The organism is Lactobacillus sp. CA30L (genome assembly GCF_059900845.1).
The window spans coordinates 150538-171697 of the sequence record NZ_JBWXGB010000005.1 but is presented as its reverse complement, the minus strand read 5'-3'; the positions used below and the strand labels follow the sequence as shown (position 1 = coordinate 171697).

The following is a 21160-nucleotide window of genomic DNA, read 5'->3' as shown; positions in this document are numbered from 1 at the left end:
AAAAAATTAATGAAAACAGGAAGTAAAATAATAACTTTAGACAATGGTTATCACCTTTGGACTAGCACTCAAGGTAAGGGCGATATACACCTATTAGCCCTACATGGGGGACCAGGTGGCAATCATGAATACTGGGAAGATGCAGCTGATCAACTGCAAAAGCAAGGCTTAAATGTTCAAGTCACGATGTATGACCAACTCGGCTCTCTTTATTCGGATCAACCCGATTACTCTGATCCTAAGAATGCCGAAAAATATTTAACTTACGAGTACTTCTTGGATGAAGTCGATGAAGTACGTGCTAAATTGGGTCTCGAAAATTTCTACCTAATTGGTCAGAGTTGGGGCGGACTATTGGCCCAGGAATATGCAGTTAAATATGGCCAGCATCTCAAAGGTACTATTGTTTCATCAATGGTTGACGAAATTGATGATTATATTGAGTCCATTAACAGGCGACGGCAAGAAATATTTCCGCAAAGTGAAATTAACTTTATGCATGAATGTGAAACAAATGACGACTATGAGAACAAGCGCTATCAGGAAGATATTCAAATTTTGAATATCAATTTCATGGACCGTCGCCAACCATGTAAGCTATACCATATTAAACGCCTCGGTGGCTTGCCAGTCTATCATACTTTTCAAGGCGACAATGAGTTTGTCGTGACTGGTAAGCTAAAGGAGTGGCACTTTAGGAATCACTTAAAAGATATTTCGATGCCCACCCTGCTGACCTTTGGGGAAGAGGATACGATGCCTCTGGAAACGGCTAGAATTATGCAAAAAGAGATTCCCCATGCACGTTTAGTAACGACTCCTAGCGCTGGGCATCATCACATGGTGGACAATCCCGATGTTTATTACAAGCACTTGGCAGACTTCATTCGGGAAGTAGAATCAGGTACCTTTAAGTCCGAATAGCTTATTTCAATCAGCTAAGCTAAAAGTTTTGAAAGGAGAATATTACTTTAAAAGTTATCAAAGATAAAGTGCTGAGCTTGGAGAGTTAAATGATTTTAGCAACCAAAAAAGCAATGATATTGTGCTAAACTTGCCCAAATAGTCTTATCAGCGCTTTACACACACAATTAAAGATGATTTTAACTATCAAAATCCGGACTTTTACAAGAATAGGGGGTTACTGCAAATTTGGCATTTTATACCTTAAAAAGACTTGTGCTAGAAAAGTTTTTATACGCAAAGATTGAGTTAATTAATAGCAGATAATTATAATTTAAATAACTAGTGGTGTTATATTCACTGGTTATTTTAGTATTTGCATGTTTATCAGGTTACTTCTAAACTAAATTGCACATTCTTATTCATTTGCAAATATTATATTTGGAGGCAATTCAACTTTAACTTGGTCAAATGAGAAGGGCCGCGTAAAAGACATTTGGTAAGCTGTCAGGTGCAAAAAATCACCTGCTACTGCGGCTGGATTGTAGAGCGGGTCGCCGATAATCGGGCTGCCGATTGCTGCCAGGTGAACACGAATCTGGTGGGTGCGGCCGGTGTCAAGGATGAGCTTTACCAATGCTGTTTTGTCTGTTCGCCGCCCCATAACTTGGTAGTGGGTAACCGATTTGAGGCCGTCTGAGCGCACCATCCGCTTGCGCTGGTCTTGCGGGTCATGGCCCAGTGGCAAGTCGATTGTGCCGGCGTCTTGCAGGCTTTCGGCGTGATCCACAGCGGCTAAATATTCGCGGTGGAGGGTCTTGGTCGTTAATTCCCGGTTCAGAATCGGCACGACCGCTGGGTTCTTGGCAACCAACAGGAGCCCGCTCGTCAGCATGTCCAGGCGGTGCACGACAAAGGGGGAGGCCTGCAAGTATGTTGCACAGTCATTGAGTGCAGTGTTTGTTTCATCCAGGTTGGGGTGCGTCTTCTGGCCGGCCGGTTTATTAATGACAAGCAGGTTGGGGTCCTCATAGATGACATCGGGCAGGTGCCCGCTTGCCGGATATGGTTGCTGGCCGGATTCGACGTGGCCCAGGGTCAATTCAACTTGGTCCTTAGGGTGGACCAGTTGGTTAAAGTGGCGGTACTGTCCGTTGACCAGGACGCGGCGCTCGGTGCGCAGGTAGTGACGCCACTTGCGTGGTATCAAAAGCTCACGCAGCAGGCTGTTTACGGACTGCGTTTTAAGGTTTTCAGGGTAGTTAAAAGAAAAATAATAGCTCATAAATATTTATTAAGTCTTCTGGATAATAAGGGTAATTTGTTCCGGTATGGTACAATTTTAGGTGTTTCTAAAAGGAGCAGATGTAATGCAAAATAAGGAACCAAATAAAAACGGGCTGGGTGCCATGTGGCACCGCTTTGACAGCCGTTTTTTCATCGGACGCTGGATCATTTTGATAATGCTCAGCATCATACTTTTGGTTTGTACCTATTATACCGTCAAAGTCAAGACTTCCAACATCTCTGACCTGAAGGCCTCGCTTCCCGCCACCACTGCTATTTATGATTATAAGAAGCAGCAGGCGGGCACGCTGTATTCGCAGAAGGGGACTTTTGTCGATTATGACAAAATCTCGCCCAACATTAAGAACGCCGTTATCTCGACGGAGGACCGGACCTTCTGGAAGAATCCGGGCTTCAGCATCAAGGGGATGGGACGTGCGGCACTGGGGTTGGTTATTCACCGCGGGCAGATTTCCGGGGGTGGTTCGACCATCACGCAGCAGCTGGCCAAGAACGCCCTGCTCACCCAAAGGCAGACCCTTTCGCGTAAGATTGAGGAATTATTTTTTGCGGTGGAAATCACGCACGTTTATTCCAAGAAGGACATCCTGACCATGTACCTCAACAACGCCTACTTTGGCAACGGCGTCTGGGGCGTTCAGGATGCCAGCCACAAGTACTTTGGCAAGAACGCGAGCGAGCTGACGGTCGGTGAGGCGGCCACGCTGGCCGGAATTCTGCGCAACCCGAGCAAGTACAATCCGATTGACCACATGTCCTATGCGCTATCGCGCCGGAACCTGATCCTGGACTTGATGGTCGATAACAAAAAACTGACGCGTCAAGCGGCCAAGAGTGCACAGAGTCAGGGCCTGACGCTGCGGGACACCTACCACAATCAGGACGGCTACCGCTACCCCTACTTCTTCGATGCGGTTGTTGACGAAGCCATCAAGCGCTACGGACTCAAAGAAGAGGACGTCATGAACAAGGGGCTGAAGATTTACACGACCCTGAACCAGAATTATCAGCGTCAGCTCCAGCAAAAGTTCAGCCAAGACTGGCTCTTCCCGCAGAACGCACCGGATGGCACGAAGACGCAGGGGGCGAGCGTTGTAATGGATCCTGCAACCGGCGCTGTACGCGCAGTCGTGGGCGGCCGCGGCAAGCACGTCTTCCGCGGTTACAACCGGGCCACGCAGATGAAGCGTCAGCCCGGCTCCTCGATCAAGCCGCTGGTTACTTATGCGCCGGCCCTGCAGCAGGGCTACCACTATGACTCGGAACTCTCCAACCGGCTGCAGCGTTTCGGCAAGAACGGCTACCAGCCGCACAACGTTGACAACGGTTATTCCGACAAGATTCCGATGTACATGGCGCTGGCCCAGAGTAAAAACGTGCCAGCCGTCTGGCTGCTGGACCGCATTGGCGTTTCCAAGGGCGTGCAATCCGCCGGCAACTTCGGGTTGAAGGTGCCTAAGGAAGACCAAAACCTGGCTCTTGCTCTGGGCGGATTATCTGCGGGTGTGTCGCCTTTGCAGATGGCGCGTGCGTATTCGGCCTTTGCCAACAAGGGCAACCTACCGGACAGCTCCTACTTCATCACCAGGATTGAGGATGCAAGCGGCAATGTTATTGCGGAGAATCACGATGTGGGCAAGCACCGCATCATTTCCGAGAATACCGCCAAGGAGATGACCACGATGCTTTTAGGCGTCTTTGCTGGCGGTACCGGTACATCGGCGCAGCCCGCGGGCTACCGCGTTGCCGGCAAGACCGGTTCGACAGAGGTGCCCAATTCCTACGGCTTTGGCACCAAGGACCAGTGGATCGTTGGTTACACGCCGGACGTTGTTGTCGCCACCTGGGTCGGTTTTGATCGGACAAACAGTCAGCATTTTATGCACGGCGTTTCCGAGACGGGCATAACGCGGCTGTACAAAGCCCAGATGGAAGGGATTCTGCCCTACACGGCGCAGAACCAGTTTGCCGAACAGGCACCGCGGCAGATCATCAAGAACAACGGCGCAGGCTCAGATTGGACCAAGGGCCTGGGCGAACAAATAGAAAAAGGTTTGGGAACCGCGGGCCAAAAACTTAATGAATGGTATAATGATTTCAAGGGCCTTTTGGGCCATTAATCTTAGGAGGAAAAACATGGTAAATATCTACGATTCAGCTAACCAATTAGCTTCTGACTTGCAAAAGACTGAGGAATTCACGGCTTTGCAAGAAGCAATCGCTGGTGTCAAGGCTAACCAAGCCAGTTCAACCCTTTTTCAGGAAATGAACAAGATCCAAGGCGAAATTATCGACGCGCAATCGCAGGGCAAAGACCTGTCCCAGGACTTGCAGGAAAACTATCAAAAATTAAATGAGCGGGTTCAAAAGGACGCTGAAATCATGAAACTGCTGCAGGCTGAGCAAGGACTGTACAAAACGATTGATGACGTGCAAAAAGCAATCACCAAGCCGATTAACGATCTTTACGAAGGTCTTAGAAACTAAAAAGAGCGATGAAATTTATTCATTTTGCGGATGCACATTTAGATAGTCCATTTTTAGGGCTATCTTTTTTGCCATCTAGGAGCGCCAAAAAGATTCACCAGGCACCCAACCAATCGCTGACCAAAATTGTTGACCTTGCCCTACAGGAAAAAGTTGATTTGGTGCTGATTGCGGGCGACACCTTTGACAGCCCGCGGCCTAATCCGAGCAGCCAGCTGTTTTTTGCCCGTGAAATGGAGCGGCTGACCGCGGCCCAAATACAGGTGGTAATGATCTTTGGCAATCACGACAACATGCGGGCGGAAGATCTGCTGGTTGCACCCAGCCCATACTTTAAGCTGCTGGGCGATGGCGAAAGTATTGAGACCATTACGCGGCAAACGCAAGCGGGGTTTGAGTACGATGTTACCGGCTTTTCCTACAGGAACAACCACATTACCGTTGACAAGGCCGCACAGCTGCCCGCAAAGGGCAGCCACTACACGTTTGGCATTATGCACGCTCAGGAAAAAGCGGGCCAGGGCGGACAGAACGTTTACGCCCCGTTTTCTTTGAGTGAACTAAAAAACCTTAATTACGATTATTTTGCTCTGGGTCACATTCACCTGCGGCAGGTTCTGTCCCAAACGCCCTACGTGCTCTACCCCGGCAACATCCAGGGGCGCCACGTCAATGAACGCGGTGCCAAGGGCTGCATTTTGGGCGAGGTTAACGAAGATACTAAACAAACCCAAATCAGTTTTGTCCAGACGAGTCCAATCGTTTGGCGGCGGGCGGTCGTTGAGCTAACTGCGCCTATCGGTCAAAATGACCTGCAGGCTGCAATTTTGGCGCAGCTTGTTGCACCCGAAACGACCTACTTCAGTCTGCAAATCCACGGCGCCGAGTTTTTGAATGAAAAAGAACGCGAGCTGGTTGATGACAGTGATTTTTGGCGGCTGCTTTCAGGCAAACTGGCACATGAATCCCAGTTGGTCGACGTTCGCTACACCAGCAGCAGCCACCTGGAGGTTGCTGCCAGTGACCAGGCATACTTTGCCCAGGCGGAAAAGGACGTTTTTGACGCTGACAGCTTCGCAGCGCTGAGCAGCGACTGGGCCAAAAAAGACGACCTGGCCGCGGAATTAGCTGCCGATCCACAGTTCTTACAAGAGGTGCAGCAGCTGACTGAAGTGAAGTTGAACAGCAAACTGAAGGGGATCAGCAATGAAATTAATTAGGATTAAAATTGTCAACTTTGGTCAGTTTTCCAATTTTACGCTCGACCTGCCCAGTGCCGACCTCAACGTTTTCTTCGGTGCAAATGAGGCCGGCAAGAGCACTGTGGTTGCCTTTATCAAGCAGGTGCTGTTTGGCTTCCACCTCGCCAAGCACACTTCGGACTTTTTTGAAGATTACAAGCCCCTTGCGCGCGTCAGTCCAATGGGCGGCTCCCTGTTCTTTGAAAACGATGCCGGCGAGCGCTACGAGCTCGAACGGCTGTATGCCAGCGGCAGGGGGTCAAAGGTCGGCACGCTGACCGTTAAGTGCGACAATCAGGTCGTGCCCGAGCACGTTTTTTTTGACCAGGTCAAAAACATCGACGGCGCTTTTTACGCCGACAGCTTTATCTTTAACCAGGATATGTTGGCAAAGGTGAGTGCGATCGGGCAGAGCGGCCTGCTTGAACGAATATACTACCTGGGTGCTTCGAACAGCGACAAGCTGATTGGCCTGCGCGATGACTTTGCCAAGCAGGCGGGCGACCTGTTCAAGAAGGGGGGCAGCAAACCGCCGCTTAACCGCTTGCTGAGTCAGCTGCGGGAGGAAAAAGATGCAGTTAGCGAGGCGGAGGGCGAGTTTGCCACCTATCAGAGTCTGAGCAATGAATATGAAAAGCAAAAGCGGCTGCAAACGGAGCATGAGCAGCGCCTTTTGGACTTGCAAAAGCAGTCTGACCGCCTGCAGCGGCTGCAGCAGCTGTTGCCAAACTACCGTGAATTGACTGACCTCGAGGCCCAGGTTGAACCTGTTAGTTTTGACTTGGCCCAGTACCAATCTGCTCGCGATCTGGCTGCAACCATTAAAAACCTGGAAGAAAACGGGCAGGGCATGCAAAAACGCTTGCGAGAAATCGGCCAGGTTCAGAGTGAGGATGCGGCGGCAGGCGAACTCCTGAAGCAGAAGTCGCAGCTGCTGCAGTGGCAAAGCGATTATCGCGGCTGCACGGAAAAAGACCAGCAGCACATCGACGACCAACAGCAGCTTATTGCGTTGAATCCAGAGTTAAACAAGATTGTCACGATGGACCAAGCGGCCATCCTTGACCTGCAGAAGGACTACCGAGAATTGCCGCTTGAACCGGCGGATGAAGACCAGACCAGTTCAGGCATGAAGCCCAATTACCTGCTCTTTGTAGGCGGCGGCCTGTGCATCATCGGTTTGATCATTCTGGCCAGCATGTCTGTTATTATTGGCGGCATGCTTCTTCTTGCAGGGACGGGCTGTTTGGCCGCAGCGCAGAACCAGCAAAAGCGGGAGAAGCAGCGCGTTGCGCAACGACGGGCGCAAAGTGCGGCGGCCAGGCAAAAGCGCGCCGCGTTTGCCAGCAAGTACGGCCTTGCCCTTGACCACCTTGACGTGCATAGCCTGGTCAACGAGTGGCGGCAGTTTCAGCTGCAGGAGAAGACGCTTGAGGCCAACCACAGGCATGAAGAGGACGTGCTTGAGCAGTTGAACAATCTTGCGGGACGCGTCAGCCGGGTTCTGGACCGGAAGGTTGCAGCCGACTTTGATTCCGTATTGGCTGCGTTTGACCAGCTTGAAGAGCAATTTGCCCGCACGCGCAGCCGGCTTGCGGAAAAAGCCAGCCTGCAGCTGAGTCTTAAGCAGAATGCCGCGAAAACAACGGAGGCCAATTTGCAGCTGCAGGCGGCCTTGGCCCGGGCACAGGTCAAGGATATGGCCGGGTATAAGGACCTGCAGGCTAAGAAGCACAGGCAGGACGAGTTAAAGACGAAGATTGCGTTTTTGCGCACGAGCCTTGAAAAAGATCTGCCGGAGCTAACGCGCCTGGCACAAAGTCAAGACCAGGCTAAGAGCTCCTTGGCCGAATTAGCCCCCCAAATTGCGGCGCAACAAGAAACGGTGCGTCACCTGCAGTCCAAAACGGCTGAGGTCAAGGTGAAGATGGCTAACCTGGCTAACTCGACCGCTGTCTTTAACGCCAAGCAGACCCTCGCCAACACTGCAACCAGGTTTAAGAACTTGTCGGCTGAATATCTGGCTGACCTGCTGACCGCACAATGGATTGGGCGTGCGCTCGACCTGGCCTCTAACGAACGCTTCCCCAAGATGCTGGTTGCGGCCAGGGAATATTTGCAGCTTCTGACCAATAATCGTTATAATGATATTGAAATTGACAAAAAATTGACGGTCACGCGTTTTGATGGCAAAAAAATCAAGGTGCAGTACCTATCGCGGGGCACGTCGGAACAGCTGTATTTTGCCCTGAAGCTGGCCTTCGTCCAGCAGGTCAAGGATCAGATCAACCTGCCAATTCTGATCGACGATTCGTTTGTCAACTTTGATGACAAGCGAATTGAGCAAATCAAGCAGCTGCTGACGCAAGTTGCCCAAAACAACCAGGTACTGATTTTTACGGCACAAGCTGGCCTAGTCGATAGGCTGGGCCTGAGGCCGCTGACTTTTACGAAAGGAACCCAAAATGTATAAACGTTTGCTGGATTATAATGACGGCGAGGAACTGGAAGCGGTCGTTCTGATCAAAAACTCCCAGTTGCGGCACACTAAGAAGGGCAAACTCTTCTTGGCACTGACCTTTAGCGACTCATCTGGCGAAATTCGCGGCAACTATTGGGATGCCGACAACCTGGATGCAACCACTTACAGTACCGGCACCATTGTTGAAGTGGATGGCGAGCGCGAGGAATACCAGGGGCAACCGCAAATAAAAATCTACGGTCTTCGTGTTGTCGGGCCCGAAGAGGGCTATGACCTCAACAAGTTTATTAAGTCGGCGCCCGAAAAAATTTCAAGCATGAAAGAAGAAATCAACCAGTTTGTTTTCGAAATTTTGAATCCGAATTGGAACAGGATCGTGCGCTATTTATTGAAAAAATGGGGGCAGCGCTTCTTTGATTACCCGGCGGGCAAGAGCAACCACCATGCGGTTCGCGGCGGGCTCGCCTACCACACGGTATCAATGCTGCGGGACGCCAAGGCCCTGGCGAACAACTACGAGCAGGTTGACCGCTCGCTCTTGTATGCGGGCTGCATCCTGCATGACATGGGCAAGGTTCTGGAATTAACCGGCCCGGCGGCGACCCAATACACGAACGAAGGCAACCTTGTCGGTCACCTCGTCCTGATTGATGAACAAATCATGCTGGCCGCGCGTGACCTTAAGCTTGACCTGGAGTCGGAAGACCTGCTGCTGCTGCGGCACATGGTCCTGTCGCACCACGGCAAGTTTGAGTACGGCTCGCCCAAATTGCCCGCGCTGCTTGAGGCCGAACTCCTGCACCGCATCGATGATCTGGACGCGTCGCTGTACGCCATTACCAATGCGCTGCAGCACACGCGTCCCGGCAGCTATACGGACAACATTATGAGTCAGGGTGGTCGCCGGTTTTACCGGCCCAAGGTGGATGATGCCCTTGCCCAGGCCCATAAATTAGAATAAAAAAAGAAGCTCATAGTGAGCTTCTTTTTTATGCCATTTCATGCGGCAATTATTTTTTCGGACTTGAGTTGGTCGTAACGTATGATGACAGAACATTCTTCAGGTCGTTGTCCTTAATCGACGGATCGGCCTTCTTCAGAACGGCTGAAATGACGCTGCGCATTGTTTCCTGGTCCTGTGACATTGACCGGTAAATCTGGTCGTCAATTTCCTTCTTGTGTGAAGCAAACGTGCCCTTGCCCGGATGCTTGATCATTCTGATTACGTGGTAGCCAGACTGGGATTTAACCGGGCTGCTCGTCGTCTGGCCGGTCTTGAGCTTAAAAGCGGCCTTCTTGAATGCAGGATCCAAACTGCTATCGGTTGAATCAAATGCCGGCAGCTTGCCCTCGTTCTTCTTGGTGCCCGGATCAAGCGAGTACTTTTTGACGAGGGCCTTGAAACTCTGGCCGTTCTTTAATTCTTGGATAATGTTTTCGGCCTCAGACTTTTTGGAAACCAAAATATGCTGGACGGTTACCTTGGGCTGGTATGACTTCCAGGCCTTGTCTTCTTGACTCTTGGAAATCTTCTTGACGTCTTTCAGGGCTTGTTCCGTCAGCAGGTTAGTCCGCAGGTTCTGCTTGAAGCTGGATGCGGTCATGTTGTTCTGCTGTAGGACAGCGCTAAATTGTCCGCCGTATTGCTTCTTGTAGTTGTTAAACTGCTTGTTGACCGTATTCTTGGAAACTTTGCTGCCGTATTGTTCTTCCAAAACACGGTTGATGATCATGTTGGCAAGGGTGGTTTGACCAGCCTGCGATTTCTTCATCTCATTGTAGTAATCTTGCACCGTAATCTTGCCGCCCTTGTATGAAGCAACGGTTTTGCCACCATTAGAACAAGCAGCAGTTGACAGTGCAATACCAGCTACAGCGATAACTGCAGCTGCCTTTTTAAAATATTTTTTCATAAAACGAATTCTCCACATCCTTAGTAAATTAAATCACTGACAACTAATATAACATAAACTGGCGGCCGCCGTTTTTAATTTTAGCCTTTTTACCCCAAAATCGCAGTTTCTTTAATTAATTTTTAGAATAGCCGGCCTTTTTGGGGCTGTCATCGCCCTTGTGTGTGGTCTTATGGCCCAGAACGGTGGCTTGCTCCTGTAAGTGGTCAATCAGACGCGAGACGCTCATCTCGTAGTACTCGATTTCCTTTTGCAGCTCGGTAAGCGACTTTTCGGCTTGGGGAAGCGCATCGCTCAACTCCTGGCCCGCATCCTTGAGGCTGTGGAGCGCGTTTGACAGGTTGTCTGCGTCTTTGCGCGTTGCCTGCACCCCTTCGCGGAGCGGCTTGCCCAGGCGGTTGCCGTTTTTGTCCCTGAGCAGCGAAACAACCACGCCCGCTGCTGCCCCACTTGCCAGGCCTAAACTAAAATGCTTCATAGTATCACCTCATCTAATTCTAAAAATTGACTTTGATTTCAGCGGCAATCTTTTGGTAATCCGCTTCGGTGTATTTGTCCGCGTTGTTGCGGGTGGCAATTTTCAGACCATCGCCCGCAAAACGGGGAACGAAGTGGATGTGGGAGTGCATGACCACCTGGTTGGCACTGGCGCCGTTATTGGTGCTGATGTTCATCCCGCTAATCCGCTTGTCAGACTGCCTGATTGCGTTGGCGATGGCCGGGATGTATTGCAGGTACCTCTGGGCGTCTGCTGCCGTGTAGTCAAACAGGTTGACGATGTGCTTTTTGGGCACCATCAGCGTGTGCCCAGGATTTACCTGGGACAAGTCGAGAAAGGCCTTGACGTCGTCGTTTTCAAAGACCGTGTAGCTGGGCACGTCGCCGCGAATGATTTTACAGAACAAGCAATCTTCATCTAATCCATTCATATTTAAACCTCTTGTAATTCTTTTGTCTTCAAATTCAGTTTTGTATAAGTTCATGCTATCATATAAAATGAGTAAATTCATTAAAAGAAAGACGAGGATTATGGTTCTGAAAATAGAGCACTTAACTGGCGGATACACTGGAGTGCCAGTTATCAAAGACATTAATTTAGAAATCAGACCCGGCCAAGCGCTTGGCATTATTGGGCTAAACGGTGCTGGCAAGTCAACCACTATCAAGCATATCTTAGGCTTACTCCGTCCACAAAAAGGCCGCATTATTCTGAATGACGTAGAAATGACCCGCCAGCCAAGTGATTTTAAGCGCCAATTGGCTTATATACCTGAAGTTCCTGTGTTATATTCGGAATTAACACTTAAAGAGCACTTGGACTTGACCATCCTCAGCTACCACTTGGATGAAAAAAATGCATGGACGCGGGCCCATGAACTCTTGCAAATGTTCAGGCTGGATAACAAGTTAGACTGGCTGCCAATTCACTTTTCCAAGGGCATGAAGCAGAAGGTAATGATTGTTGCTGCCTTCCTAGCTGATACTAGCCTGTTAGTGATTGATGAGCCCTTTACAGGCCTTGATCCGCTTGCTGTTGCCAATTTGATTGACTTGATTAAGCAGGCCCAAGCAGATGGCAAAATGGTATTGATGTCCACCCACATATTGGCTGATGCAGAACAAGCAATTTCCAAGTATGCGGTTTTAAACAATGGGACAATTGAAGTTATTGGTAGTTTGACGGAGATCCGCAAGCACTATGGCTTGAAGCAGACTGATTCCTTTGACAAGATTTACCGCATTTTAAATGAGGAGTCACGCCATGCGTGAGTTGGCCCGTAAACGGCTGCAAGATAATGTGCAGCAGTCACTCAAGTACTTAATGCTGGTCTTCAATGACTTCTTTATTTTGGCTTTGATTTTTTTGTTTGGAGCTTTAATGTTTTGGTATGCTCAAAGCATGAAAACTATGCCGGTTGGATTATGGTTTTACCGCCCCATAGTTGGGCTTGTGCTTTGTCTGCCCCTGTTAGTAGGAAAATTGGTGACGCTCTTTAAACCTGCGGATTTACAGTTCTTGCTTGCCCAAGACGAGGCCCTGCAAGATTATTTGAAGCCGCTGTTTGTTTATAGTTTAATTGTTCCCATGCTAGTCTTGTTGCTTTTGGCCGGAATCTTGTTTCCCTTTGCAATTATCAAGGCGCAAATTTCAACCTTAAACTATGCCCTTGCAGTCTTTGCAGTTTTATTAGCGAAAATTTTGCAGTTGAAAGTCGAGGAATACAACCTCTATGCCAACCGCAAGTTTTCAAGCATGTGGGTGACCTTGTTCATGGTTATAGGATTGACAACTGGGCTCACAGCGCCAATCATCACCTATGCGCTCATAGCCGTGTTGGCAACAATTGCAAAACCCAAAAACGTCCCCTTGGTTGACTGGCAGTATGCAGTCGACCAGGAAGAAGAACGCAAGAACAGAGTCTATTCGGCCTTTTCCATGTTTACCGACGTCAAGGAAAGGCAAGTCACAGTCAAGCGGCGCAAATATCTGGACTTCCTACTGCCTAAATCGCCCCATGCTCTAATTGGCGAAAACCCTAACCGTTTCTTGTACCGGCGCTCACTGTTGCGTAATCCGGAATACCTGAACTTGCTGGTTAGAATGACTGCCTTTGCGGTTTTGATATCTTGGCTAGTACAAAACTCTTTGTGGGCACTTGGCTTATCTGCTTTGGTAATTTTTTTGACAGTTTATCAGTTGCTGCCGCTGGCTAGCGAGTTTGACGATAATGTTATGTACCGCATCTATCCTATTGACCAGACAGGCCGCGGACTTGACTTAATGCATGTACTGACTTTAGCCTTGCTTTTGCAGTGGTTGATTATCAGCCTGTTTTGGCTATTTATCTTACCGGTAAACTTGCACTTGTGGCAGGCAATTGGCTGCTTGGCAATTTGGAGTTGGGCCATTGCTGGTTTATATTTGCCAGCCAAGATTAAGAAAGAGAAAACACAAAAATGAGATTACGAAACAAGCCTTGGGCAGTAAAACTGGTTGAAGAACATCCAGAAAGCGTCCTTGACCGCCCCGATCCTGCTGAAAAAATTGATTGGGCAGACCGTTTTGCTGATTTTGCCAAACCGCTTGAAGTAGAGGTTGGTTCAGGCAAGGGAAAGTTTATTACCAGCCTGGCCGCTCAACACCCTGAAAAAAACTTTATTGCCGTTGAGCTGCAGATTACCGCAGCCGGAATGATTCTACGCAGCAAACTAGAGCAGCACTTGGACAACCTACAGATTCTTTGTGCGGACGCGGCCAATATCGACTGCTTTTTTAATGAGCAGAGTGTGCGGACACTCTATTTGAACTTTAGTGACCCTTGGCCCAAGGCCCGGCATGAAAAACGACGTCTGACATATAAGTCGTTTTTGACCAAGTATCAGGAGATTCTGACTGAAACTGGCCACATCGAGTTTAAAACTGACAATGCTGGCTTATTTGCCTATTCTGTGCAAAGCATGAACAACTATGGAATGCACTTTGACTTTATGTCAGTTGACCTGCACCATGAATCAGAAGAGATCATTGCGGCTAACGTTGAAACAGAGTATGAGCAAAAGTTTGCTGCTAAGGGCAATCCGATTTATGCCCTTCATGCTGATTTTGGGGTAAAATGATTAACAGAACAAGCAAAAACATTGAGAGGTTTTTAAAATGGAACAAATCAAAAAATTAGACCAAGCAAAATTGAGCGAAATCATCAAAGAGGGTAGGGTTGTGCTGGAATTTTCTGCAGACTGGTGCCCAGATTGCCGCTTTTTAGCCCAGTTTATGCCACAAATTGAGCAAGACTTTAAGGACAGCAAGTTCTTTCAAATTGACCTTGATGGCGCAACAGATATGGCCAAGGAGTTAAATGTTATGGGGATTCCTTCATTTATCGTCTACCAGGATGGCCAAGAAATTGGTAGACTAGTTAATAAGGACCGCAAAACCAAGGACCAAGTTGAAGACTTTTTGCGGTCACTTGACTAAGTGAAAGAGGATTTGATAGATGATTACTAGTATTAACAAGCGCAGTTATCCCGGTACCCTAATCGTGATTTTGGGCCAAGACCACGGCAAGACCAGTTATGAGAAAAAAGGCGACATCACCCGAATTACTGATGAAGAAGGCAATGTTACTGGCTATAACTTTTTTAATGTTGACCAGGTCATTGACTACAACAAGTTGCCTGATGGCCAAGTTAAGCTGTCTGACAGTGACCTGGCTGCTCTGAACAAGCAGCTGAAAGCAACTGGTTTTGATGACCAACTTGAATATGGCAAGCCGACACTGGTATATGGCTATGTAAAAACCTGTGAAAAACATCCCGACTCTGACCACCTGCATGTCACTACGGTGGACGTAGGTGCAGGCGAGGAACATCAAATTGTCTGTGGTGCACCCAACATTGCCCAGGGACAAAAGGTCGTGGTTGCTCTTCCAGGAACGCTGATGCCAAACGGCCAGCAAATTTGGCCAGGCAGTTTGCGTCATGTAGACTCATATGGCATGATTTGTTCAGCTCGCGAACTAAATTTAAAGCATGCACCGCAAGCGCGTGGCATACTGGTTGTGCCAGACAATTTTACGGTTGGTGCAGCATTTGATCCTGCTGAATGCGATAATCTTTTAGCTGCCGGCAAGATTGGCTTGTAAGAAGAAATAAGGGACTGCTTGCAGTTCTTTTTCTTTGTCCTAAATAAGCTACCTGCTTGCAAGTCCACTGCTTTTTTGCGCTGAATAATGGTAAAATAATAGGCAATGTGAAGATTATTTTGGAGCTAATGAAATGTTAGATAAAAACAAGCAAATTTGGTTTATTGGAATAAAGGGCACGGGGATGGCCGCTTTAGCCATGCTGCTTCATGATCTGGGCTACCAGGTTGGCGGAAGTGACATTGAAAAGTTCACCTTTACCCAGGTGCCATTAGAAAAAGCAGGTATCAGGATTTTACCCTTTGCCGCAGCTAATATTAAGAGCTCAGGCCAAGTAGTAGTTAAGGGCAACGCCTTCAAAGAAGATAATGCTGAAGTCAAGGCCTGCCAGGAGAAGAAAATTTCCTGGCAGAGCTACCCTGATACTGTTGAAGAGGTCGTAGCAATGCATACGAGCATTGGTGTCTCAGGTACACATGGCAAGACATCGACAACAGGACTCTTGGCGTGTGTAATGAGTGCAGCTGCACCTACGTCATATCTGATTGGAGATGGGGAAGGCAGGGGAGTTGAGGGCTCCCGCTTCTTTGTATACGAAGCTGACGAATACCGCCGCCACTTTTTAGCCTACCACCCTGACTACCAGATTATGACCAATATTGACTTTGACCACCCGGATTACTTCAAGGACCAGGACGACTATACGTCCGCCTTTCAGGCTGCGGCGGACCAGACCAAGAAGGGTTTGTTCGTGTGGGGCGGAAACGAGCGCCTGCGCAATTTGCAGACCAAGATTCCTAAGTATACCTACGGCTTTGAAGCCGGGGACGATTTTCAGGTGGTCGACGTCAAGAAGACGACCACGGGTTCAACCTTCAGCGTTGTGGCCCGCGGCGACGATCTGGGCGCGTTCACCATTCACCTGTTCGGCGACCACAACGTCCTCAACGCAGCGGCCGTGATTGCGGTTGCTTACACTGAACAAGTTCCGCTCGCGGATATTAGGCGCGGCCTGCTCTCCTACCGGGGTGCCAAGCGGCGTTTTTCCGAAAAGGACTTTGGCGACATCAATATTATTGATGACTACGCGCACCACCCAACCGAGATGCGGGCAACCATTCAGGCAACGCGGCAGAAGTTTCCGGGTAAGCGGCTGGTCGTTGTTTTTCAGCCGCACACCTTTTCCCGGACGAGGAAATACGCTGCGGACTTCGTTGCGATTCTGCGCGGGGTCGACAAGGCCTACGTGACGCCAATCTACGCGTCAGCACGGGAAAAAACCGGCGACATCACTAGCCGTGACCTGGTGGACCAGATTCCGGGCGCGGAAGTGATCGACCTGGACAACATTGCCGATCTGGCCGCTAACAAAAACAGCGTGATCGTGTTCATGGGTGCCGGTGACATACCGAAGTATGAGGATGCCCTGGAAAAGCTGCTTTAGGCCAAATTGTTGTAAGGCGTGCCACCGCACTGTGCGGCGGCGGCCTTTTTGTTTGCCGGCCTGCGGGGGCAGACCGCATTCTGCACATGCCCGCAAAAACTGGTAAAATGGTAACTGAATAATAAACTAGTTTTATTTGTGAGGAGATTTAATGGCTGATCAAAAATTACTTTTAATCGACGGCAATTCCGTTGCCTTCCGTGCCTTTTACGCACTGTACCGCCAACTCGAAAACTTTAAGAACCCTGAGGGTCTGCATACTAACGCCATTTACACTTTTAAAAACATGCTTGACGTTTTATTGAACGACGCTAAACCCGACCACGTCCTGGTTGCCTTTGATGCCGGCAAGACCACGTTCAGAAACAAAATGTACGGTGACTATAAGGGTGGCCGGCAGAAGACGCCGCCCGAATTGTCCGAGCAGCTGCCCTACATCCAGGAATTGCTGCACGACCTGGGAATTTCGACCTATGAACTGGACAACTACGAGGCCGATGACATCATCGGAACGTTTGCGCGCCTGGGCGAGGAGCGGGGCTTCACCGTTACCGTCGTGACCGGCGACAAGGACCTGACCCAGCTGGCTTCAGACAAGACCACGGTCATGGTCACCAAGTCAGGGGTAATGAACCTGGAAAACTATACGCCCGCACACATGAAGGAGCTTTACGGCGTAACGCCGACCGAATTCATCGACATGAAGGCGCTGATGGGCGACAACTCCGACAATTATCCGGGCGTGACCAAGGTTGGACCCAAGACCGCGGCACAACTGATTCAGGAATACGGCTCGGTTGAAAACCTCTACGAGCACGTGGACGAGTTGAAGAAGTCCAAGCTCAAGGAAAACCTGCTTAAGGATAGGGATAAGGCCTTTTTGGCCAAGAAGCTTGCGACCATCGACCGAGAGACGCCGGTCACTATCGGGATTGATGACGTCAAGAAGCGTCCTGAAGACTACCAAAAATTGCGCCGCTTCTATGAGAAGATGAATTTCCGCAAATTTTTGGGTGAGCTGGATCCTAATGCAGACGCGGCAAATAAAAAGTCGGCAAAGACAAAAGAGGTAGAAGTCGAATTTGTCGAGGCCACTAAGGAAAATGTCGGAGCCATCAAGCCTGAAGAAGACTTAAGCATCAGCTTCTACCTTGGCATGCTCGGCGCCAATTACCACCTGGCGGACTTTGTGGGCTTTGCCGTAAAGGCTGGCGATCAAATCTATGTTAGCCGCGATGTCTCCCTGCTTCAGGAAGGCAATTTAAAGCAGTTGCTTGAAGATGAACGGGTTAAGAAAAGCGTTTTTGACCTCAAAAGGACAATGGTTGGTCTTCACCGCCTTGGGGTCAATGTCCATGGCATCGATTATGACATGCTCCTCGCCTCCTACCTCATCAATAATGAAAACAATTCCGATGACATGGGTGAAATTTGCCGCATGTACGGCAATTACGCGGTCAAAAATGACGTCGAAGTCTACGGCAAGGGCAAGAGCGTCAGCGTTCCAACTGATGACCAGATTCTGTTCCGCCACCTTGCGGGCAAGGTAGAGGCAATAGGGGCGCTCAAAAACACGCTGCTGGACAAGCTTAAGGAGCACGAGCAGGATGACTTGTACGCTAGCATTGAGATTCCGGTTGCACGCGTTTTGGCAATTATGGAAATAAATGGGATTAAGGTGCAGGCCGCTACTTTAAGTCAGCTGCAAAATGAATTTGCGGTGGAGCTGAAAGACCTGGAAAAAAAGATTTTTGCGGAAGCGGGCGAGGAATTCAACCTGAATTCGCCCAAGCAGCTGGGGCACATCTTGTTTGAAAAAATGGGCCTGACGCCGATTAAGAAAACCAAGACGGGTTATTCAACGTCAGTCGACGTATTAAACCAACTGCAGGACGAAAGCCCGATCATTGCCCAAATTCTGTCCTACCGGCAAATTGCCAAGATACAGTCGACCTACGTCAACGGCCTGCTTGACGTCATTCAGCCGGATGGGCGGGTCCACACGCGTTACCTGCAAACTTTGACCGCAACGGGCCGCCTGTCCTCGGTTGATCCGAATCTGCAGAATATTCCAACCAGGACCGAGGAGGGCAAGCAGATCAGGAAGGCCTTTGTTCCTAGTGAACCCGACGGCTACATCTTTTCCTGCGATTACTCCCAGATCGAATTGCGGGTGCTCGCCCAGGTTTCGGGGGATGAACAGATGCAGGAGGCCTTTAAGACGGGCTACGATATTCACGCACACACTGCGATGAAGATCTTTCACCTCAAGTCGCCAGAAGACGTCACGCCGCTGATGCGCCGCCGCGCCAAGGCGGTCAACTTCGGGATTGTCTATGGTATTTCCGACTACGGCCTGTCCAAAAACTTGAATATCAGCCGCAAGCAGGCGCAGGAGTTCATTGACAACTACTTTGACCAGTATCCGCAAATCCAGGAGTACATGACGAAGGCGGTGCAAGTGGCGCGCGAAAAGGGTTATGCAGAAACAATCATGCACCGGCGCCGCTACCTGCCAGATATCCACGCCAAGAACTATAACGTTCGTTCATTTGCGGAGCGGACGGCAATTAATTCGCCTATTCAAGGTTCGGCGGCTGATATTATCAAAATTGCGATGATCAATATGCAGCAGAAATTAGATGAGTTGCACCTTAAGACCAAGATGGTGGTGCAGGTGCATGACGAATTGATTTTTGACGTTCCCAAGGATGAGCTTGAAACAATCAAGAAGATTGTGCCCCAGGTCATGCAAGCGGCTGTCCGGCTAGATGTGCCGCTCGTTGCTGATTCGGGGTACGGTCATAATTGGTTTGATGCGAAGTAAGGAGTAGTAGTTAATGCCAGAAATGCCGGAAGTTGAAACAGTGCGCCGGACGCTTGAGCCCCTAGTTAGGGGGAAAACAATCAAAGCGGTTACCTTATGGTACCCTAAAATTATTGCCAGTGATCCGGCTGAGTTTGCCAAGCGGGTGGCGGGACAAAAGATCATCGCGATTGAGCGTTATGCCAAGTACCTCCTGATTCGTCTCACTAAGCAGCTGACCATCGTGTCGCACTTGCGCATGGAGGGCAAGTACCGCTTAGTTGCAGCGGATGAGCCCAAGGGAAAGCACGACCACGTGCAGTTTGCTTTTAGCGATGGGACCGCACTGCGCTACAATGACGTCCGCAAGTTTGGGCGCATGCAATTGGTTGTCACGGGCACGGAAAAGACCGTGACGGGGATCAGCAAGCTGGGCGCTGAACCCAACTCACCCGCGTTTACGGCGGCCTCATTGGCTGCCGGCCTCGGCCGTAAAAAAAAGAGCATCAAAAATGCCCTGCTTGACCAATCTGTCGTTGCTGGTCTGGGCAACATTTACGTCGATGAGGTCTTATGGGAAACCAAGATTCACCCGCTGAGCCAAGCCAATAAAATCAGCAGGTACAAGATTAATAAATTGCACGACAACATTAACGCCCTGATCACGCGGGCAATTGAGAAGCACGGTACCACCGTTCACACCTACCTTGACGCCAACGGCGAAACAGGTGCCTTTCAGAAGATGCTGCAGGTATATGGTCACAAGGGCGAACCGTGCGTTCGGTGTGGCACGCCACTCGAAAAGATTAAGGTCACGGGCCGTGGCACCACGTTCTGCCCGCACTGCCAGGTGCTGTACAAATGACGCTTGTTTTAGGAGTGACGGGCGGCATTGCCAGCGGCAAGAGCACGGCCGATCGCTTTTTTCAGCAAAACAACATCCCCATAATCGACAGCGACCTGATTGCACGCGCCATCCTGGATGTTGACCGTGCCGGGTACCGGGCGGTTGTTAAGCAGTTTGGACCCGCAATCATCCGGCCCGATCGCACAATCGACCGCGCTAAGCTGGGGCGGCTGGTTTTTGGCAACCAGAACCAGCTGAAAATCTTGGATAGCATCACGCACCCGTTGATTTTTCAGGAAATTCAGGCTAAAATTACGCAAAACAAGCAGGCTGGCGAAGAGCTGGTCATTGTTGATGCGCCCCTGTTGTTTGAAACGGGCGGCCAAAGTTACTGTGACCGGACCCTGCTCATTGCGTTGCCCGCAGACGTGCAGGTCAAGCGGCTGATGCAGCGCGACCACCTGACTCAGGATGCGGCGCTTGCACGGATTCACAGTCAGATGCCACTGGTCAAAAAGGAAAAGCTGGCCGATTATGTTGTCTTCAATACGGGTACGATAGAAGATTTAGAGGCCGAACTAAGAAAGCTGCTAGTGCAGATTAAAGAGGAGGACCAACATGGAATGTCCTAATTGCCGTGAGAATGCTTCGCGGGTAATCGATTCGCGTCCGAGTGACGAAAACCGCGCGATCAGACGGCGCCGGGAATGTGAAAATTGCGGTTACCGTTTCACCACTTTTGAACGGGTGGAAACCACGCCGCTGCTCGTGATCAAGAATGACGGGACGCGCGAGCCCTTCAACCGCAAAAAAATCCTCCACGGCGTGATGGCAGCGGGGCAGAAGCGTCCGATTACCAGCGTCCAGTTTGAACAGCTGGTCGACCATGTTGAAAACAAAATCAGAAAGCAGGGCGTCAGCGAAATTTCTTCCAAGAAAATCGGGCAGGTCGTGATGGATGAGCTGGCCGAAATTGACGACGTTGCCTACATCCGCTTCGCCTCGATCTACCGTGAATTCAAGGACATGTCGAGTTTCATGAAGACGATGGAAGACATGATTGCCAAACGGGAGAAAGAAAGTTAG

Annotated in this window: 20 protein-coding genes; 16 read left to right on the top strand and 4 right to left on the bottom strand. The window is 49.8% G+C overall.

Going from position 1 to position 21160, the window contains the following annotated elements:
- Positions 1-9: 9 nt before the first annotated feature.
- Positions 10-924, top strand: coding sequence for a proline-specific peptidase family protein (locus AC2JF8_RS07395; protein WP_500762405.1), 915 nt, complete (start codon positions 10-12; stop codon positions 922-924).
- 397 nt (positions 925-1321) lie between these two features.
- On the opposite strand, the gene AC2JF8_RS07390 is transcribed toward AC2JF8_RS07395, so the two are convergent.
- On the bottom strand, positions 1322-2188 hold the full coding sequence (locus AC2JF8_RS07390; protein WP_500729066.1) for an RluA family pseudouridine synthase: 867 nt from the start codon (positions 2186-2188) through the stop codon (positions 1322-1324).
- A gap of 85 nt (positions 2189-2273) precedes the next feature.
- On the opposite strand from AC2JF8_RS07390, the gene AC2JF8_RS07385 reads away from it, so the two are divergent.
- Genes AC2JF8_RS07385 through AC2JF8_RS07365 form a run of 5 tightly spaced genes read left to right on the top strand, consistent with a single transcriptional unit; the run spans position 2274 to position 9382 of the window.
- Entirely contained in the window at positions 2274-4331 is a 2058-nt protein-coding gene (locus AC2JF8_RS07385) for a PBP1A family penicillin-binding protein (protein WP_500762403.1), read from the top strand.
- Positions 4332-4347: 16 nt separating this feature from the next.
- Positions 4348-4698 (top strand): YlbF family regulator, encoded by a 351-nt coding sequence (locus tag AC2JF8_RS07380; RefSeq protein ID WP_500762401.1) that lies wholly within the window; start codon positions 4348-4350, stop codon positions 4696-4698.
- An 8-nt stretch (positions 4699-4706) separates the two neighbouring features.
- The gene (locus AC2JF8_RS07375; protein WP_500762399.1) at positions 4707-5918 is read left to right on the top strand and encodes a metallophosphoesterase family protein; all 1212 of its coding nucleotides are present in this window, start codon (positions 4707-4709) and stop codon (positions 5916-5918) included.
- On the top strand, positions 5905-8412 hold the full coding sequence (locus AC2JF8_RS07370; RefSeq protein ID WP_500762397.1) for an ATP-binding protein: 2508 nt from the start codon (positions 5905-5907) through the stop codon (positions 8410-8412). The genes AC2JF8_RS07375 and AC2JF8_RS07370 overlap by 14 nt, the downstream gene beginning before the upstream one ends.
- On the top strand, positions 8405-9382 hold the full coding sequence (locus AC2JF8_RS07365; protein ID WP_500729061.1) for a 3'-5' exoribonuclease YhaM family protein: 978 nt from the start codon (positions 8405-8407) through the stop codon (positions 9380-9382). The genes AC2JF8_RS07370 and AC2JF8_RS07365 overlap by 8 nt, the downstream gene beginning before the upstream one ends.
- Before the next feature lie 49 nt (positions 9383-9431).
- On the opposite strand, the gene AC2JF8_RS07360 is transcribed toward AC2JF8_RS07365, so the two are convergent.
- The 3 genes from AC2JF8_RS07360 to AC2JF8_RS07350 form a co-directional block, all read right to left on the bottom strand.
- Positions 9432-10334: a peptidylprolyl isomerase PrsA gene (locus tag AC2JF8_RS07360; RefSeq protein ID WP_500729060.1), complete on the bottom strand. Its 903-nt coding sequence runs from the start codon at positions 10332-10334 to the stop codon at positions 9432-9434.
- Between the two features lie 115 nt (positions 10335-10449).
- Positions 10450-10812 (bottom strand): hypothetical protein, encoded by a 363-nt coding sequence (locus AC2JF8_RS07355; protein WP_500762395.1) that lies wholly within the window; start codon positions 10810-10812, stop codon positions 10450-10452.
- A gap of 19 nt (positions 10813-10831) precedes the next feature.
- On the bottom strand, positions 10832-11263 hold the full coding sequence (locus AC2JF8_RS07350; RefSeq protein ID WP_500729058.1) for an HIT family protein: 432 nt from the start codon (positions 11261-11263) through the stop codon (positions 10832-10834).
- A gap of 100 nt (positions 11264-11363) precedes the next feature.
- On the opposite strand from AC2JF8_RS07350, the gene AC2JF8_RS07345 reads away from it, so the two are divergent.
- The 10 genes from AC2JF8_RS07345 to nrdR all read left to right on the top strand — a co-directional run bounded on the left by AC2JF8_RS07345 (position 11364) and on the right by nrdR (position 21160).
- Positions 11364-12104, top strand: coding sequence for an ABC transporter ATP-binding protein (locus tag AC2JF8_RS07345; protein ID WP_500762393.1), 741 nt, complete (start codon positions 11364-11366; stop codon positions 12102-12104).
- The gene (locus AC2JF8_RS07340; protein WP_500762391.1) at positions 12097-13296 is read left to right on the top strand and encodes an ABC transporter permease; all 1200 of its coding nucleotides are present in this window, start codon (positions 12097-12099) and stop codon (positions 13294-13296) included. Before AC2JF8_RS07345 ends, AC2JF8_RS07340 begins: the two co-directional genes overlap by 8 nt.
- Positions 13293-13952 (top strand): tRNA (guanosine(46)-N7)-methyltransferase TrmB, encoded by a 660-nt coding sequence (gene trmB, locus AC2JF8_RS07335; RefSeq protein WP_500729056.1) that lies wholly within the window; start codon positions 13293-13295, stop codon positions 13950-13952. The genes AC2JF8_RS07340 and trmB overlap by 4 nt, the downstream gene beginning before the upstream one ends.
- Positions 13953-13989: 37 nt before the next feature.
- Complete coding sequence (locus tag AC2JF8_RS07330; protein ID WP_500726691.1) at positions 13990-14310, top strand: thioredoxin family protein; 321 nt, start codon at positions 13990-13992, stop codon at positions 14308-14310.
- Positions 14311-14329: 19 nt separating this feature from the next.
- Positions 14330-14977: a YtpR family tRNA-binding protein gene (ytpR, locus tag AC2JF8_RS07325; RefSeq protein ID WP_500729055.1), complete on the top strand. Its 648-nt coding sequence runs from the start codon at positions 14330-14332 to the stop codon at positions 14975-14977.
- A 133-nt stretch (positions 14978-15110) separates the two neighbouring features.
- Positions 15111-16421, top strand: coding sequence for a UDP-N-acetylmuramate--L-alanine ligase (gene murC, locus AC2JF8_RS07320; RefSeq protein WP_500729054.1), 1311 nt, complete (start codon positions 15111-15113; stop codon positions 16419-16421).
- Positions 16422-16572: 151 nt separating this feature from the next.
- Positions 16573-19248, top strand: a complete 2676-nt coding sequence (polA, locus tag AC2JF8_RS07315) for a DNA polymerase I (RefSeq protein ID WP_500762389.1) — start codon at positions 16573-16575, stop codon at positions 19246-19248.
- 13 nt (positions 19249-19261) lie between these two features.
- Complete coding sequence (gene mutM, locus AC2JF8_RS07310; protein WP_500729052.1) at positions 19262-20092, top strand: bifunctional DNA-formamidopyrimidine glycosylase/DNA-(apurinic or apyrimidinic site) lyase; 831 nt, start codon at positions 19262-19264, stop codon at positions 20090-20092.
- Entirely contained in the window at positions 20089-20706 is a 618-nt protein-coding gene (gene coaE, locus AC2JF8_RS07305; RefSeq protein WP_500729051.1) for a dephospho-CoA kinase, read from the top strand. Before mutM ends, coaE begins: the two co-directional genes overlap by 4 nt.
- Positions 20693-21160 carry a transcriptional regulator NrdR gene (gene nrdR, locus AC2JF8_RS07300; protein ID WP_500729050.1) on the top strand — a complete coding sequence of 156 codons (468 nt, stop codon included), beginning with the start codon at positions 20693-20695 and terminating at the stop codon, positions 21158-21160. The genes coaE and nrdR overlap by 14 nt, the downstream gene beginning before the upstream one ends.